Origin of the sequence: Mycobacterium sp., from assembly GCF_040398885.1 — a bacterium.
Taxonomy (GTDB): Bacteria; Actinomycetota; Actinomycetes; order Mycobacteriales; family Mycobacteriaceae; genus Mycobacterium.
In genome coordinates this window covers 1-11,439 of sequence record NZ_JBBATF010000098.1, presented here as the reverse complement: position 1 = coordinate 11,439, position 11,439 = coordinate 1, and the positions used below count along the sequence as shown (strand labels likewise).

12 protein-coding genes are annotated in these 11,439 nt (G+C 70.4%); 7 read left to right on the top strand and 5 right to left on the bottom strand.

Annotation, left to right across the window (positions count from 1 at the left end; all coding sequences use genetic code 11):
- Positions 1–645, top strand: a 645-nt coding sequence (locus tag ADBZ5U_RS10465; RefSeq protein WP_526265105.1) for a uracil-DNA glycosylase, incomplete at its 5' end; no start/stop codon positions are given.
- Positions 646–655: 10 nt separating this feature from the next.
- Here the strand turns inward: ADBZ5U_RS10465 and ADBZ5U_RS10460 are convergent.
- A complete protein-coding gene (locus ADBZ5U_RS10460) occupies positions 656–1,078 on the bottom strand; it encodes an HIT family protein (protein ID WP_526265103.1) in 423 nt (140 codons plus the stop codon).
- A 98-nt stretch (positions 1,079–1,176) separates the two neighbouring features.
- On the opposite strand from ADBZ5U_RS10460, the gene ADBZ5U_RS10455 reads away from it, so the two are divergent.
- Both ADBZ5U_RS10455 and ADBZ5U_RS10450 read left to right on the top strand, forming a co-directional pair.
- The gene (locus ADBZ5U_RS10455) at positions 1,177–2,520 is read left to right on the top strand and encodes an amidase (RefSeq protein WP_526265109.1); all 1,344 of its coding nucleotides are present in this window, start codon (positions 1,177–1,179) and stop codon (positions 2,518–2,520) included.
- A complete protein-coding gene (locus ADBZ5U_RS10450) occupies positions 2,517–3,638 on the top strand; it encodes an adenylate/guanylate cyclase domain-containing protein (protein ID WP_526265101.1) in 1,122 nt (373 codons plus the stop codon). Before ADBZ5U_RS10455 ends, ADBZ5U_RS10450 begins: the two co-directional genes overlap by 4 nt.
- A gap of 9 nt (positions 3,639–3,647) precedes the next feature.
- Here the strand turns inward: ADBZ5U_RS10450 and ADBZ5U_RS10445 are convergent, their stop codons facing one another.
- Genes ADBZ5U_RS10445 through ADBZ5U_RS10435 form a run of 3 tightly spaced genes read right to left on the bottom strand, consistent with a single transcriptional unit; the run spans position 3,648 to position 7,475 of the window.
- Positions 3,648–3,851 carry a hypothetical protein gene (locus tag ADBZ5U_RS10445; RefSeq protein ID WP_526265099.1) on the bottom strand — a complete coding sequence of 68 codons (204 nt, stop codon included), beginning with the start codon at positions 3,849–3,851 and terminating at the stop codon, positions 3,648–3,650.
- A 7-nt stretch (positions 3,852–3,858) separates the two neighbouring features.
- Entirely contained in the window at positions 3,859–5,787 is a 1,929-nt protein-coding gene (locus ADBZ5U_RS10440) for an ABC transporter ATP-binding protein (protein WP_526265096.1), read from the bottom strand.
- Positions 5,736–7,475, bottom strand: a complete 1,740-nt coding sequence (locus ADBZ5U_RS10435) for an ABC transporter ATP-binding protein (RefSeq protein WP_526265094.1) — start codon at positions 7,473–7,475, stop codon at positions 5,736–5,738. The genes ADBZ5U_RS10440 and ADBZ5U_RS10435 overlap by 52 nt, the downstream gene beginning before the upstream one ends.
- A 124-nt stretch (positions 7,476–7,599) precedes the next feature.
- Between ADBZ5U_RS10435 and ADBZ5U_RS10430 the strand changes: the two genes are divergently transcribed.
- Positions 7,600–8,148, top strand: coding sequence for a DUF3558 family protein (locus ADBZ5U_RS10430; protein ID WP_526265107.1), 549 nt, complete (start codon positions 7,600–7,602; stop codon positions 8,146–8,148).
- Positions 8,145–8,699 (top strand): DUF3558 family protein, encoded by a 555-nt coding sequence (locus ADBZ5U_RS10425; protein ID WP_526265092.1) that lies wholly within the window; start codon positions 8,145–8,147, stop codon positions 8,697–8,699. Before ADBZ5U_RS10430 ends, ADBZ5U_RS10425 begins: the two co-directional genes overlap by 4 nt.
- 8 nt (positions 8,700–8,707) lie before the next feature.
- Here ADBZ5U_RS10425 and ADBZ5U_RS10420 read toward each other — a convergent pair whose 3' ends face one another.
- Positions 8,708–9,208, bottom strand: a complete 501-nt coding sequence (locus tag ADBZ5U_RS10420) for a SixA phosphatase family protein (protein ID WP_526265090.1) — start codon at positions 9,206–9,208, stop codon at positions 8,708–8,710.
- 112 nt (positions 9,209–9,320) lie between these two features.
- On the opposite strand from ADBZ5U_RS10420, the gene ADBZ5U_RS10415 reads away from it, so the two are divergent.
- Positions 9,321–10,469, top strand: a complete 1,149-nt coding sequence (locus ADBZ5U_RS10415) for a metallophosphoesterase family protein (RefSeq protein ID WP_526265088.1) — start codon at positions 9,321–9,323, stop codon at positions 10,467–10,469.
- Positions 10,466–11,439 (top strand): AAA family ATPase (locus ADBZ5U_RS10410; protein WP_526265085.1); only part of this gene is annotated, 974 nt, incomplete at its 3' end. The genes ADBZ5U_RS10415 and ADBZ5U_RS10410, both read left to right, overlap by 4 nt.

The following is an 11,439-nucleotide window of genomic DNA, read 5'->3' as shown; positions in this document are numbered from 1 at the left end:
GTGTGCCGGGCCTGCCCGCGGCTGGTGGCCTGGCGGGAGGAGACCGCCATGGTCAAGCGCCGGTCCTTCGCCGAGCAGCCGTACTGGGGCCGGCCGGTCCCCGGCTGGGGTGCGACCCGGCCCCGGATCCTGGTGCTCGGTCTGGCCCCGGCCGCCCACGGCGGCAACCGCACCGGCCGGGTGTTCACCGGCGACCGGTCCGGAGACCAGCTGTTCGCCGCGCTGCACCGGTCCGGCCTGGTGAACTCGCCGATCAGCGTCGACGCGGGAGACGGGTTGTGCGCCAAGCACATTCGCGTGATCGCCGCGGTGCGCTGCGCGCCGCCGGGCAACGCTCCGACGCCCGGGGAACGGTCGGCCTGCGAACCCTGGCTCAACGCCGAGTGGCGGCTCATCGCGCCGTCGGTGCGGGTGATCGTAGCCCTGGGCGGGTTCGCCTGGCAGGCCGCGCTGCGACTGCTCGACGGTGAATTCCACGGGGCCAAGCCGAAGTTCGGGCACGGAGCCGTGGCGGATGCGGCCTCGGGGGTGCGGCTGCTGGGCTCCTACCACCCCAGCCAGCAGAACATGTTCACCGGCCGGCTCACCCCGGCGATGCTCGACGAGGTCTTCGACTCCGCGGCGGAACAGGCCGGTCTGCGGTAGTCGGCCGGGCTCACGCCTGCGCCGCGAGGGCCTCCCGCAGCAGCCGGCCGGTCGACTCCCGATCGGGGTCGCGGCGCAGCAGCACCCCCTTGACGAAGGACACCTTGTCGCCGTCGCGGCGCGGAATCACGTGCAGGTGAATGTGGAACACCGACTGGAACGCCGACCTGCCGTCATTGATCGCGATGTTGTTGCCGGTCGCCGCCAGCCCGGAGGACCGGCTGGCGTGGGCGATGCGCTGCCCGACGGTCAGCAGACCGGCCAGCGTGGGTGCCGGGGTATCGGTGAGGTCGACGCTGTGCCGCTTGGGAATGACCAGCGTGTGGCCTCGGGTGAACGGCCGGATGTCGAGGAAGCCGAGGTAGTCGTCGTCCTCGTAGACCCGAACCGCCGGCGCGGCGCCGGCCACGATCTCGCAGAACACACAGGGCACCGCAACACCGTAACCCGCCGACCCCGGTGCCGGCGGCTACGCTGCCGAGCGTGGACGCCACCGCCCTCGCCTTCGCCGGCGCCGCCGAGCAGGCCCGCATGCTGGCCGCCGGCGCCGTCACCGCCCCGGCGCTGCTGGAGCGTTATCTGGAACGCATCGCCCGGGTGGACCGGGAGTTGCGCAGCTACCGCGTGGTGATGGCCGACACGGCCCGCCGCGAGTCGGCCGCCGCCCAGGAACGGCTCGACGCCGGCGAGCGGCTGCCACTGCTCGGCGTGCCGATCGCGATCAAGGACGACGTCGACGTGGCCGGTGAGTTCACCTGCTACGGCAGCAACGCCTACGACCTGCCCGCCACCGCCGACGCCGAGGTGGTCCGCCGCCTGCGGGCAGCCGGCGCGGTGATCCTGGGCAAGACCGCGGTCCCGGAGATGATGCTGTGGCCGTTCACCGAGACGGTGGCCTTCGGCGCCACCCACAACCCGTGGGATCCGGCCTACACCCCCGGCGGCAGCAGCGGCGGCAGCGCCGCCGCGGTGGCCGCCGGCCTGGCCCCGATGGCGCTGGGCTCCGACGGCGCCGGCTCGATCCGCATCCCGGCCACCTGGTGCGGCCTGTTCGGACTCAAACCGCAGCGTGACCGGGTGCCCATGGGGCCGCACGACGACTGCTGGACGGGGTTGAGCGTCAACGGCCCGCTGACCCGCACGGTGGAGGACGCGGCGCTGTTCCTGGACGCCACCAACACCGGCAAGGCGCCCCGCGGCGGGTTCATGAAGGCCGCGGCGCGTAAGCCGGGCCGGTTGCGAATCGCGTTGAGCGCCAAGGTTCCCCCCACCATGGTGGCCCGGGTGGGCAGGGCCCAGCAGCGCGCCCTGGACGGGGCCGAGACCCTGCTGCGTGACCTCGGTCACGAGGTCTTCTGGCGCGACCCGGACTATCCGGCCTGGGCGATGTACGGCCACGTGCTGCCGCGGATGTGGCGCGGGACGTACGACGACGTTCGAAAGCTGGCGCATCCGGAGCGCCTGGAGCCGCGGACCCGGCAGATCGCCCGCCTCGGCTCACTGATCACCGACCGCCAGATCGCCCGGGTGCGCGCGGCCGAGCCGACCCTGGCGGCCCGGGTGCAGTCGATCTTCGACGACGTCGACGTGGTGATCACCCCCGGAACCGCCACCGGCCCGTCGAAGATCGGGCAGTACCAGCACCGCGGCGGGGTCACCACCCTGTCGCTGGTGGCCGCCCGGGCGCCGTTCGCCGCGGTCTTCAACGCGACCGGCCAGCCCGCGGCGGTGGTCCCGTGGTTCCTCGAGGGCGAGCACCTGCCGGTGTCGGTGCAACTGGTGGGTCGGCCGTCCGACGAGGCGACACTGCTTTCGCTTGGCGCGCAGATCGAAGCCGCCAGACCCTGGGCAAACCGCCGGCCGGCGGTCTCATGAGCCGGGAACCCGACCGGTCGGACCTGCTGGACGGTCTGTCCGGGGAAGCCCGGGCCGAGCGCGCCGAACTGGTCGACTGGCTGCTGGACCGGGGATTCGGGCCGGAGGAGATCCGGTCGTCGTTCTCGCCGATGCTGTTGCCGGCCCGCCGGGTGCTGGGCGACGACGGCCGTTACGTCGCGGCCCGGGAGACCAGTGAGCGGGTCGGGTTGGACCTGGACCTCCTGAACCGCTTCCACCGGGCCGCGGGGCTGCCCGCGGTCGACGATCCGGACGCGCCGGTGTTCACGCAGAGCGACGCCGACACCGCCGTCCACATCAAGCGGTTCCTGGACCTCGGGATCGACCCGGACCTGATGCTCGCCATCGTGCGGGTCCTGGCCCACGGATTGGCCAACGCCTCCGAGGTCATGAACGTCGCAGCCCTGGACGCGGTCCTGCATCCGGGTATCACCGAGCTCGAGATCGCCAGGGGCACAGAGGCTCTGGTCGGTGTCGCCACGCCGCTGCTCGGCCCGATGATCAACGATCTGCTGCTGCTGCAGTTGCGGCGCACGCTCGAGACCGAGGCCGTCAACGCCGGCGAACGCGCCGAGGGCAGACCGCGCCCGGAGGCCAGAATGATCGGCGCCTCCTTCGCCGACCTCGTCGGGTTCACCGCACTGGGGGAGGAACTGCCTCCGGAGCGGCTCGAGCAACTGGCCAACCGGCTGGCCGAACTCGCCCACGACGTCGCCCACCCGCCGGTGCGGTTCATCAAGACCATCGGCGACGCGGCGATGTTCGTCTCACCGGACGCCGGCGCGCTGCTCGACGCCGTCCTCGGCCTCATCGACGCCGCGGCCGCCGAGGAGGCGCTGCCCCGGTTGCGGGTCGGTGTCGCCTACGGTTCGGCCGTCAGCCGCGCCGGGGACTGGTTCGGCAGCCCGGTCAACCTGGCCAGCCGCCTCACCTCGGCGGCCAGGCCGGGCGCGGTGCTGGTGTCGGAATCGGCCCGCGAGCAGATCGGCGACGAGCGGCCCTTCCGGTTCTCGTTCGCCGGCGTCAAACGGCTCAAGGGCATCAGCGGCGACGTGCGGGTCTACCGGGCTCGGCGCAACGTGCCCGAGTCGGTGTGAACGCGCCTGTCAGCGCTTGCGCAGGATCGTCATACCGCCGGCGACCAACGCCACGACCAGCAGCACGATCGCCCAGCCCGGGCTCACCAGCCACCACACCAGACCTGCTGCGATGAGCACCGGGGACACCGCGAACAACGCCATCCCCGGGTGCTGACGGACGACGTCCCGGGCGGCCTTGGCGCGCTGCGGATCAAGCTCGTTTCCTGCCATCGTCCCATTATCCAGTGGGAACCGTCTCGTCGGGGGCTTTACCGGGAAAGGCGCCCCGATTCATCCTCCAGTAGGCGCCCCGCCTGTCCAGAAGTTCCGCGTGGCAGCCCTGCTCGAGGATCCGCCCGTCGTCCAGCACGATGATCGTGTCGGCGTCCCGGATGGTCGAGAGCCGATGGGCGATGATGAAACTGGTTCGGCCGGTTCGCAGTTCCACCATCGCCTGCTGAACCATCAGTTCGGTCCGGGTGTCCACCGAACTGGTCGCCTCGTCGAAAACCAGGATCTGCGGCTGGGCCAGGAAGGCCCGCGCGATGGTGATCAACTGTCTCTCGCCGGCGCTGACGTTCACGCCGCCATCGCCGATCCGGGTGGCGTAGCCGTCGGGCAGTGAGCGGACGAACTGATCGACGCGGGCGGCCCGGGCGGCCGACACGATCTCCTCCTCGGCGGCGTCCGGGCGGCCGTAGCCGATGTTCTCGGCGATGGTGCCGCCGAACAGCCAGGAGTCCTGAAGCACCATGCCGATCCGGGACCGCAGCGATTCCCGGCTGACCGTCCGGATGTCCGTGCCGTCGACGACGATGGCGCCGGAATCCACGTCGTAGAACCGCATCAGCAGATTCACCAGGGTGGTCTTGCCGGCGCCGGTCGGCCCGACGATCGCCACCGTGGCACCCGGTTCGGCAACCAGTGAGACGTCGTGGATCACCGGCGTGCCGCCCGGGTAGGAGAAGCTCACGTTCCGGAACTCGACGCGCCCCGGACCGGCCGGCGATTCCGCTGCGGCAGAGGGCGATTCCTCGGGTTCGTCGAGGAATTCGAACACCCGCTCGGCGCTGACCAACCCGGACTGCAGGGTGTTGTACATGCCGGCCAGTTGGGTCACCGGCTGATTGAACTGGCGCACGTACTGGATGAACGCCTGCACGCCGCCCAGCGTGATCTGACCGGAGGCCACCTGGTAGCCGCCGACCACCGCCACGGCCACATAGCTGATGTTCCCGATGATCATGGTCGCCGGGGACAGCAGTCCGGAGATGAACTGGGCGCCGGAACCGGCGCGGTAGACCTCGTCGTTGAGACCTTCGAATGCGGTTTCCGCCGAGGCGCGGTGGCCGAACGTCTTCACCACGGTGAAACCGCTGTAGGTCTCCTCGATGTGGGCGTTGAGCCGGCCGGTGCCGGCCCACTGGGCCGCGAACAGCGTCCGCGACCGGCGGGTGATGGCCCGGATCGCCAGCAGCGAAACCGGGACCAGCGCAACGGTGATCAATGCCAGCAACGGCGACAGCACGAACATCATCACCAGCACCGCCACCACGGTGATCACCGCGGTGAGCAGCTGGCTGATGGTCAGCGACACCGAGGTGGCGATGTTGTCGACGTCGTTGGTCACCCGGCTCAGCAATTCGCCGCGCTGCCGCGAGTCGAAGTAGGCCAGCGGCAGACGGTGGATCTTGGCCGCAACCTCGGCGCGCAGCGCCGTCACGGTCCGCTGGACGATCACGTTGAGAAGCCGAGCCTGACCCCAGATGAGAAACGCGGCAACCAGATACAGCACCAGTGCGAGCAGCAGCGTCCGGGCGACCGCGGTCAGATCCACTCCCTGCCCGGGTACCACATCCATCCCGGAGAGCAGGTCGGCGAACCTGCCGTCGCCCCGTGCGCGGGCCTCGGCGACCGCCTGCGCCTTGGAGATCCCGGGCGGTAGCCGGCGGCCGACCACCCCGTTGAACAACAGGTCGGTGGCGTGGCCCAGCACCCGCGGGCCGATCACCGACAAAGCGATCCCCGCAACCGACATCGCCAGCAGTGCCGCGGTCGGCCCGCGGTGCGGCGTGAGCCGGCGCAGCAGTCGCAGCGCCGAACCGGGCGGGGCGGTCACAGCGCGCCCACCGTCTGGGAGTCGACGAACTGCGCATAGGTCGGGCATCGGCCGAGCAGTTCCCGGTGGGTGCCGACGCCGACGACCCGGCCGCCGTCGAGCACGACGATCTGATCGGCCTGGGCCACCGTCGAAATGCGTTGGGCCACAATGATCACCGTCGACTGCGGGGGCTCGGCAGCGGCCGCCGCCAACGCCGCCCGCACCCGCTCGTCGGTATGGACGTCCAGCGCCGACAGCGCATCGTCGAACAGATACACCCTTGGCCGCCGGATGATCGCGCGGGCGATCGCCAGCCGCTGCCGCTGGCCCCCGGAGACATTGACACCTCCCTGCGCGATGGGCATCCCCGTCCCGTCGGGATGGGCTCGGACGAAGTCGTCGGCGGCGGCCATCCGCAGTGCGGCCCACATCTGTTCCTCGTCCGCGTCGGACCTGCCGAAGCGAAGGTTGTCTGCGACGGTTCCGGAGAACAGATACCCGTGCTGGGGAACCAGGCCCACCGCCGACCACAGGACCTCGGTGTCGTAGTCGCGGACGTCGACTCCGTCCAGTCGCACCGACCCGCCGGTAACGTCGTAGAGCCGGCAGATCAACGAAACCAGCGTCGACTTGCCCGAGCCGGTGCCGCCGACGATGGCGGTGGTGGTCCCCGGTGACGCGGTGAAGGAGACCCCCTCCAGCACGGCGCGTTCGGCCCCCGGATAGCGGAAGCCGACGTCGTCGAGTGTCAGTACGCCGCGGATTCCGCCGGTGGGCTGTCGCGGGGTGCTCGGATCGCTCACGCTGGGCGCGGTGTCGAGCACCTCGGTGATGCGCTCCGCGCATACCGATGCCCGGGGCAGCACGACCAGGATGAGAGTGGCCATCAGCACCGCCATCAGGATCTGCATGAAGTAGGACAGGAACGCGATCAGCGAGCCGACCTGCATTCGTCCGGCGTCGATGCGGAGGCCGCCGAACCAGATCAGCGCGACGCTGGAGATGTTGATGGTCAGCGTCGTCACCGGCAGCATCAACGCCTGCCAGCGCCCGGCGGTCAGGGCGGCCCGCGACACCGACCGGTTGGCGTCGTCGAAACGCCGTTCCTCGAACGGTTCCCTGGCGAAGGCCCGGATCACCCGCACGCCCGACAATTGCTCGCGCAGCACCAGGTTGATGCCGTCGATCAGCCGTTGCATGCTGCGGAAGACCGGCAGCGCCTTCGCGACGATCAGGTAGTTGCCGATGGCCAGCACCGGCACGCTGACCAACAGCAGCCAGGACAGCCCGGCGTCCAGGCGCACCGCCATGGCGATGCCGCCCACGCACATGATCGGCGCGGTCACCAGAACGGTTGCGGTCAGCTGGACCAGGGTCTGGATCTGCCGGACGTCGTTGGTGGTGCGGGTGAGCAGTGACGGCGCGGAGAACCGGGCGGTCTCGGTTTCGGAGAAGCCGAGCACCCGCCGGAAGATCGCCGCCCGCAGGTCGCGGCCGAATCCCATCCCGGTGCGGGATCCGAAGTACACCGCCCCGACGGCGCAGGCGCCCTGCAGGGCGGTCACGGCCAGCATCACCGCGCCGAGCCGCGCGATCAGGCCGGTGTCGCCCGTGGCGACCCCCTCGTCGATGATCGCCGCGTTGACCGCCGGAAGGTACAGCGCGGCCAGCGTGCTCAGTGTTTGCAGGACCACCACCGCGACCACCAGCCGCCGGTACGGGCGGAGATGGCGCCGCACCAGCCCGAGGAGCATTTCGTAACTGTCCCACACCGCAATGTGGCGCAATACAGCCTGTTCAGCCGGTGTGTCGGTGGCCGGGCGAGGTGCTGGCGCTACAGTGCATGCTGTGAGCAGTCAGCTGGTCCGCCAAACGGCGGTGCGCAGATTCGCGGCCGGGCTGGCCGCAGTGGCGGTGCTCGGCACGGTCTCGGGGTGTTCTGGTTCCTCCGATCCCGACCAGTCGCAGTCGCAGCAGGACTCCGGCGGCTCCGCCCCCAAGGACGGCAAGCACGGGCCGACGTTCCCGGAGTGCGGCGGAATCAGCGATCAGACCATGGCCGAGCAGACCCGTATCACCGGACTTGTCAAGACGGCGGTCAATCCAGTCGGGTGCCAGTGGCTGGCCGGCGGCGGCATTCTCGGTCCGCACTTCTCCTTCAACTGGTTCCGCGGGAGTCCGATCGGGCGGGAGCGCAAGACCGAGGAACTCTCCCGCACCAGCGTCGAGGACATCATCATCGAGGGCCGCAGCGGCTTCATCGCGGTCAACGACGACCCGATGCTGGGGGAGAGCCTGTGCGAGATCGGGATCCAGTTCGATGACGACTTCATCGAGTGGTCGGTGAGCTTCGCCGAGAAGCCCTACCCGCCGGCCTGCGATGTGGCCAAGGAACTGACCCGCCAATCGATTGTGAACGCGAAGTGAGCCGGCAGACGCGTCGTCGGGTGGCCGCAGGGGTGCTCGCGGCGGTGACGGCTTCGGCGGTGCTCAGCGGCTGCGGCCGGACCGTCGAGGGGACGGCAATGAAGGCCGGTACCGGCGGGGGCTCCCGCGGCGGCGGCGCCCAGCAGTACCCCAACCTGCTCAAAGAGTGCGACGTCCTTACCGCCGACATCCTGGCTAAGACCGTCGGTGCGGACCCCCTGGACATTCAGAGCACCTTCGTCGGAGCGATCTGCCGCTGGCAGGCCCTCAGCACAACCGGTCTGGTCGACATCACCCGGTTCTGGTTCGAGCAGGGCAGCCTGGACAACGAGCGAATGGTCGCCGAGACCTACAAGTACAAGATTGAGAGCCGCGCGGTCAACGGTATCGCCGCGATCGTGATGCGGGGCAACGACCCCAACGGCGGCTGCGGGGTCGCAGCAGACGCGGCCGGGGTCGTCGGCTGGTGGGTCAACCCGCAGACCCCGGGCACCGACGCGTGCGCTCAGGCCATCAGACTGATGGAACTCACGTTGGCCACCAACTCCTGAGCGCCCCGTCAGCGGGGCACGTGGAAGGACACCAACTCCGCACCGCTGATCTCCAACCCGGCCCAGGTGCCGGGCACCCGGAGGACGGCGATCGCCGACGTCGGATACTTCAGCGCGATCCGTTCGGCGGCGGCGCGGTCGCTCGCCGGGGCGGCCAGTCCGAGCGCGAGATGGCTCGTCGTCGGTTCATGACCGACCACCAGCAGGGTGCTGACCTCGTCGTCGACCTTGTTGATCTCTTCGATCACCGTCGCGGGATGGGCGCCGTAAAGCCGGTCTAGGTAGGTCGCCGGTGCGGTGACGCCGGTTCGCGCCAGGGTCTGCCGGGTCCGGGCGGCCGAGGAGCACAGCACCGCGTCGATCGCCGGAACGTTGTCCCGCAGCCAGTCCCCGGCCAGCGCGGCCTCGCGGACCCCGCGGGGCGCCAGCGGCCGCTCGTGGTCGGGCACGCCGTCCGGATAGTCGGATTTCGCATGCCGCATCAGCACCAATGTCCTCATTCGCCCCATTATCCCGGGGTCCCGGCGGCACCGGCGGTCGAGTTCCCCGGACTTGTCACACCCCGGCCATACACTCTCGCCGACACCATCTACAGACTCGTTCGGAAGGCACGTCGGGGGTATGAAGTTCCTGCACACCGCGGATTGGCAGCTGGGCATGACCCGGCACTTCCTGGACGCCGAAGCGCAGTCGCGCTACTCGGCCGCCCGTCGGGAGGCCGTTGCCGCGCTGGGACCACTGGCCGCGGAGACCGGCGCGGAGTTCGTGGTGGTCGCCGGCGACGTGTTCGACGCCAACCAACTCGCCCCGCGGGTCGTCAGCCAGTCGCTGGAGGCCATGCGGGCCATCAAGGTGCCGGTGTATCTGCTGCCCGGTAACCACGACCCCCTCGACGCCTCGTCGGTCTACACCAGCGCACTCTTCGCCCGGGAATGCCCTGACAACGTGACGGTGCTCGACCGGGCCGGGGTCTGGCAGGCGACGCAGGGGGTGCAGATCGTCGCCGCGCCGTGGCGGTCCAAGAAGCCCACCGCCGACCTGACCGCCGAGGTCCTCGCCGGACTGCCGGCCGACGGCACGGCGCGGATCCTGCTCGCCCACGGGGCGGTCGACGTCCTCGACCCGGATCGGGACAACCCGGCGCACATCGGGATGGACCGGCTCACCGCCGCGCTGCGGCGGTCGGCCGTGCACTACGTCGCCCTGGGGGACAAGCACTCTCGCACCGCCGTGGGGGACAGCGGCCGGGTCTGGTACTCCGGGTCGCCGGAGGTCACCAACTACGACCACAGGGAAGCCGACTCCGGGCATGTCCTCGTCGTCGACGTCGACCTCGACGATCCGGCGCACCCGGTGGGCGTCGAGTCCCGCACGGTCGGCACCTGGCGGTTCCTCACCCTGCGCCGCGAGGTCAACGACAGTCGCGACATCGCCGACCTGGACCTCAATCTCGACCATCTGACCGGCAAAGACCGCACCGTGGTCCAACTCGGCCTGGTCGGAACGCTCACCGTCACCGACCGCGCCGCGTTGGATGCCTGCCTGGACCGGCACTCCCGACTGTTCGCCCACCTCGGCACCTGGGACCGCCACACCGACATCGCGGTCATGCCGGCCGATGACGAGTTCGACGACCTGGGCATCGGCGGGTTCGCCGCCGACGCGGTGGCGGAGTTGATGGAGGCCGCCCGCTGCGACGGCGCCGCAGCCGAGACCGCACGCGGCGCCCTGGCACTGCTGCTGCGACTCAAGGAGGGCGGCGCCGCATGATCCTGCACCGGTTGCGTCTGACCAACTTCCGCGGTGTCGTCGACCGCGAACTGCGCTTCCCCGACAACGGCGTCGTTGTGGTGTGTGGACCCAATGAGATCGGCAAGTCGTCGATGCTGGAGGCGCTCGACCTGCTGCTCACCTACCGGGACCGGTCCACCCATCGCGATGTCAAGCAGGTGAAACCGGCCAATGTCGATGTCGGCGCCCAGGTGGAGGCTGAAATCAGCACCGGCCCTTACCGATTCGCCTACCGCAAGCGATTCCACAAGAAGATCATGACCGAGCTCGACATCATCGGGCCCAGACGCGAACAGCTCACCGGCGACCAGGCTCACGAGCGGGTCGAGGCCATGCTCGCCGAGACCGTCGACACCAAACTGTGGGACGCCCAGCGGGTGCTGCAGTCGGCCGCCACCAACGCGGTCAACCTCTCGGGTTCCGATGCGCTTGCCCGCGCTCTGGACGCGGCCGCCGGCGACGCCGCCGCCGACGCTCCCACCGGGGCGGACTCCCTGCTCATCGACCGGATCGACGCCGAGTTCGAGCGTTACTTCACCCCGGCCGCCGGCCGGCCGACCAAGGAGTGGAAGGCCGCCATCGACCGGGTGGAGGCGGCCGAGCAGCAGGTCCGGTCCTGCCTGACCGCCGTCGCCGACGTCGACGAGCGGGTCTGCCGGCACGCGGCACTCACCGACTCGGTCACCGCACTGGAGGCGGCGCTCGCCCCGGCAGTCGAACGCCTCAGGTCCGCGCAGCAGGCCCACGGCCTGCTCGGCGACCTGGGCGAGCAGTTGGCTCAGGCGCGTCTGGTCGCCGAGAGCGCCGCCGCCACCGCCACCAACTCCGCGCTGGCCAACGGTTCCCGTCAGCAGTTGATCGCCGACGAGGAGCGCCGCGGGGCCACGCTGGCCGGGCTGCGCGCCGAGCTTGCCGACGCCGAGCGGCGGGAACTCGCCGCCAGGGCGGC

Coding starts and splice junctions, on each gene's coding strand:
- ADBZ5U_RS10435 (WP_526265094.1), bottom strand. CDS start 7,475: ATGCTCCTCGGGCTGGTGCGGCGCCATCTCCGCCCGTACCGGCGGCTG.
- ADBZ5U_RS10415 (WP_526265088.1), top strand. CDS start 9,321: ATGAAGTTCCTGCACACCGCGGATTGGCAGCTGGGCATGACCCGGCAC.
- ADBZ5U_RS10450 (WP_526265101.1), top strand. CDS start 2,517: ATGAGCCGGGAACCCGACCGGTCGGACCTGCTGGACGGTCTGTCCGGG.
- ADBZ5U_RS10455 (WP_526265109.1), top strand. CDS start 1,177: ATGCTGGCCGCCGGCGCCGTCACCGCCCCGGCGCTGCTGGAGCGTTAT.
- ADBZ5U_RS10440 (WP_526265096.1), bottom strand. CDS start 5,787: ATGCCCGACCTATGCGCAGTTCGTCGACTCCCAGACGGTGGGCGCGCT.
- ADBZ5U_RS10420 (WP_526265090.1), bottom strand. CDS start 9,208: ATGGGGCGAATGAGGACATTGGTGCTGATGCGGCATGCGAAATCCGAC.
- ADBZ5U_RS10445 (WP_526265099.1), bottom strand. CDS start 3,851: ATGGCAGGAAACGAGCTTGATCCGCAGCGCGCCAAGGCCGCCCGGGAC.